The sequence below is a fragment of the Pseudomonas sp. Ma2-10 genome (genome assembly GCF_054330215.1).
Genome location: NZ_JBTEYL010000105.1, coordinates 1 through 305, shown reverse-complemented (window position 1 = coordinate 305; position 305 = coordinate 1). Strand labels below are relative to the sequence as shown.

Annotated in this window: 1 pseudogene; it reads left to right on the top strand. The window is 60.3% G+C overall.

The window, feature by feature from the left end:
* Positions 1 to 305: pseudogene (locus tag ACXPVS_RS27515) on the top strand (toxin); the annotation flags it as partial.

The window sequence follows — 305 nt, the reverse complement described above, 5'->3', positions numbered from 1 at the left end:
GTCACTCACCGCTTCATGACGGCCACCGAACTGGCCGCGCGGGAGGCCAGACAAAACGCATACGACGCGATGCTCGCAAGGCAAGACGCCTTCGAACGGAGTCGTGAGGTTGCCGCGAAAAAGCACAAAGCCGATCGCGCGGGCTGCGTCTTTGCCAAGTCCTGCAAGCTTCCCGACGCCATCATCGATTACTCAAATCCCTCGGGAATGGTGCCCACCGACAGCCTCAAGGACTACGGAGAAGTAGCCTGGCTCGGTGCTCGCGAGGTAGACGATGCGGGGCTGCTGAATCTCGAAACCATCAG